3 protein-coding genes are annotated in these 3,380 nt (G+C 73.8%); all 3 read left to right on the forward strand.

Translation table 11 applies throughout. The annotated features are described in order from the left end of the window. Positions 1-928: 928 nt before the first annotated feature. The gene (locus NBZ85_RS29165) at positions 929-2,110 is read left to right on the forward strand and encodes a thiamine pyrophosphate-dependent dehydrogenase E1 component subunit alpha (RefSeq protein ID WP_261563165.1); all 1,182 of its coding nucleotides are present in this window, start codon (positions 929-931) and stop codon (positions 2,108-2,110) included. After that, entirely contained in the window at positions 2,107-3,096 is a 990-nt protein-coding gene (locus NBZ85_RS29170; RefSeq protein ID WP_261560481.1) for an alpha-ketoacid dehydrogenase subunit beta, read from the forward strand. The genes NBZ85_RS29165 and NBZ85_RS29170 overlap by 4 nt, the downstream gene beginning before the upstream one ends. A 4-nt stretch (positions 3,097-3,100) precedes the next feature. Next, a partial coding sequence (locus tag NBZ85_RS29175) for a biotin/lipoyl-containing protein (RefSeq protein ID WP_308205235.1) occupies positions 3,101-3,380 on the forward strand: 280 nt, incomplete at its 3' end.

The following is a 3,380-nucleotide window of genomic DNA, read 5'->3' on the forward strand; positions in this document are numbered from 1 at the left end:
GTGGGGTGGTGTGCCGGCTGGCAGCCGGCCGCGGGCCGGTCCGACACCGTCCCGGCCTGCCCGAGGGGTACGTCGCTGTCACCGGATCGATCGTGGAGCCATCGTCATGATCCATCGGCCGGCATTGCGCATCAAAGATGAGTAATTCGTCCGCGTCAATGACCGGCGGATTTAAACCGGTGTTCCGCTGACACCTGGGCATCCCACCTCTTCGAGGGCTCGGCCGTCGGCCACCGTAATTGCCGATCCGCCCGCATCCCGGCGACAACGCCCGGGCCGGCAACCTCATTTCTACACGACGTAGAAGGTGGGCCGCGCGACAATTCACGCCCCACAGTCAACCCAAGGTGATTATCGCCACGATCCAAGTGGCGGCGGGCAGTGGAAAATCGATCGCAGAGGCGGCCACAGCGTGGATGCGGACTCCGGGAACGCCCCGGAGCCCACCCAGAGCGAAGTAGGTGAGCGGAGACGGATCGTGACCACCGACGGCGCCCGACCCGGGCCTGCCGGCGAACCGGAGCACCTCGGGCCGGACCGCACACCGTGACGCCGGCAGCGGTGGGAATCGGCGCCCCGGTGCCGCCCGGCCGCCGCTGAGGTTCCCGCCGGGTTCGCCTCGGTCACCACCACCGCGCCGCATGCGCCGCGCAGGCCTGCGGACCGACGCGTCCGACAACCGCGTGGCCGGCCCCTGCCCCCGCCGGCGGCGCGGCCAGCCCGCCACCGTTCGCGACGCCGACCCGATCAGCCCATGTAGCCCAGCCCCGGCAGTGCGCGGCCCGGCACCGCGACGCGGGGCGCTCGGGCGGCCCCACCCGGGGCGGGGCGGCTCGAGGCAGCCCGACCTGGGCAGCCCGGCCTGGGCAAGCCCGGCCTGGGCAGGCCGCCGTCACCCCATTCCACCACCGAGTCCCGAAGGTGGCCCATGACCGTCCTCGACGACAGCACCGCACCCGGCCTCGTCGGGCCCCCGAACTCCCATGGCCCGCGCCGTGACCCCGCGCCCTTACTGCCCGACCCCGAGCCGGTGCGCATCCTCGGCACCCCGGCGGCGAAGACGTTCGACGCCGAGCTGCAGCGCGAGCTGTACCGCCGGCTGGTCCTCGGCCGCCGTTTCAACCAGCAGGCCACGACGCTGACCCGGCAGGGCCGCCTCGCCGTGTACCCGGCGTCCACCGGCCAGGAGGCCTGCCAGATCACCGCGTCGATGGTGTTGCGGGAGGTCGACTGGCTGTTCCCGAGCTACCGTGACACCCTCGCGGTGGTCGCCCGGGGCGTCCGGCCGTTGGACGCGCTGACGCTGATGCGCGGGCACGCCCACAGCGGCTACGACTCCTACGAGCACCGGATCGCGCCGCTGTCGACGCCGCTGGCCACCCAGGCGCCCCACGCGGTGGGCCTGGCCCACGCCGCCCGCCTGCGCGCGGCGGCGGATCCCGAGACGGCCGAGGAGCTGGTCGCGCTCGCCCTGGTCGGCGACGGCGGCACCAGCGAGGGCGACTTCCACGAGGCGCTGAACTTCGCCGGGGTGCTGGGCGCGCCGGTGGTGTTCCTGGTCCAGAACAACGGCTACGCGATCTCCGTGCCGCTGGCCAGCCAGTCCGCGGCGCCGACGCTCGCCCACAAGGCGGTCGGCTACGGCATCGTCGGCCGCCTGGTCGACGGCAACGACGCGCTGGCGATGCACAGCGTCCTGTCCGCGGCGGTCGAACACGCCCGGTCGGGACGCGGGCCGGTGCTCGTCGAGGCCATCACCTACCGGTTGGACGCGCACACCAACGCCGACGACGCGACCCGCTACCGCAGCGCGGCCGAAGTCGACGCCTGGCGGGCCCGCGACCCGTTGACGCTGCTGGAGCGGCATCTACGCGCCGCCGGGCTGCTCGACGACGCGGGTGTGGCCGCCACCGCGCGGGCGGCCGAGGACCTCGCCACCGAGATTCGCGCCCAGTTCGACAACCCGCCGGATCCCGACCCCGGCTCCCTGTTCACCCACGTCTATGCCACGCCGACCAGCCAGCTGCGCGAGCAGGCCGCGGAGCTCGCGGCACGCCTCGACGCGGACGCCGCCGCCGACGCCGACGCCGCTGGGGGCGAGGCCCGATGAGCACGACCATGGTGGCTGCCCTCAACACGGCGCTGCGCGACTCGATGCGCGCGGACGCCACCGTCCACGTCCTCGGCGAGGACGTCGGCGCGCTCGGCGGGGTGTTCCGGGTCACCGACGGGCTGGCCGCCGAGTTCGGGACGCAGCGCTGCCTGGACACGCCGCTGGCCGAGGCGGGCATCCTCGGCACCGCCGTCGGCATGGCGATGTACGGGCTGCGGCCGGTCGTGGAGATGCAGTTCGACGCCTTCGCCTATCCGGCGTTCGAGCAGGTCTTCTCGCACGTGGCGAAGATGCGCAACCGCACGGGCGGGCGGATGGGCCTGCCGATCACCATCCGGGTGCCCTACGGTGGCGGCGTCGGCGGCGTGGAGCATCACAGCGACTCCAGCGAGGCGTACTACGCGCACACCCCCGGCCTGCACGTCGTCACCCCGGCCACCGTCGCCGACAGCTACGGGCTGCTGCGTTCGGCGATCGCCTCTGACGACCCCGTGGTCTTCCTGGAACCGAAGCGGCTCTACTGGTCGGCGGCGGACTTCTCACCGGCCGAAATCTCGACGGCCGCCCAGGTGCCGCCGATCGGCCGGGCCCTGGTGCGCCGGCCGGGCACCTCGGCGACCCTGCTGACCTACGGCCCGTCGCTGCCCGTCTGCCTGGAGGCGGCGGCCGCCGCGCGGTCGGAGGGCTGGGATCTCGCGGTCGTCGACCTGCGCTCGCTGGTGCCGTTCGACGACGAGACGGTCTGCGCGGCGGTGCGTGCCACCGGCCGCGCCGTCGTCGTCCACGAGGCCGCGGGCTTCGCCGGGGTCGGCGCGGAGATCGCCGCCCGGGTCACCGAGCGGTGCTTCCACCACCTCGCCGCTCCCGTGCTGCGGGTCACCGGCTACGACATCCCCTATCCCCCACCCATGCTCGAAAAGCACCACCTGCCCAGCGTCGACCGCATCCTCGACGCCGTCGCCCGACTCCAGTGGGAGCAGTGAGCCCGTGGCCGCGGTACGCGCCTTCGCCCTTCCCGATCTCGGCGAGGGTCTGACCTCCGCCGAAGTGGTCCGCTGGTTCGTCGACGTCGGGGACGTCATCACCGTCGACCAGCCCGTCGCCGAGGTGGAGACCGCCAAGGCCGTCGTCGAGGTCCCCTGCCCCTACGCCGGGGTCGTCACCTCGCTGGCCGGCCCCGCCGGTACCGGCGTCCCCGTCGGCGCCGCGCTGATCACGGTCGCCGTCGACGAGCCGGCACCGGTCGCCTCGGCCGCCGGCTCGGGCT

Source organism: Frankia tisae, assembly GCF_025403405.1.
In the GTDB taxonomy this organism is placed as follows: domain Bacteria; phylum Actinomycetota; class Actinomycetes; order Frankiales; family Frankiaceae; genus Frankia; species Frankia tisai.

What these genes read in the sequence shown, in the direction of transcription:
- NBZ85_RS29170 (WP_261560481.1), top strand. Translation starts at nt 2,107, where the DNA reads ATGAGCACGACCATGGTGGCTGCCCTCAACACGGCGCTGCGCGACTCG.
- NBZ85_RS29165 (WP_261563165.1), top strand. Translation starts at nt 929, where the DNA reads ATGACCGTCCTCGACGACAGCACCGCACCCGGCCTCGTCGGGCCCCCG.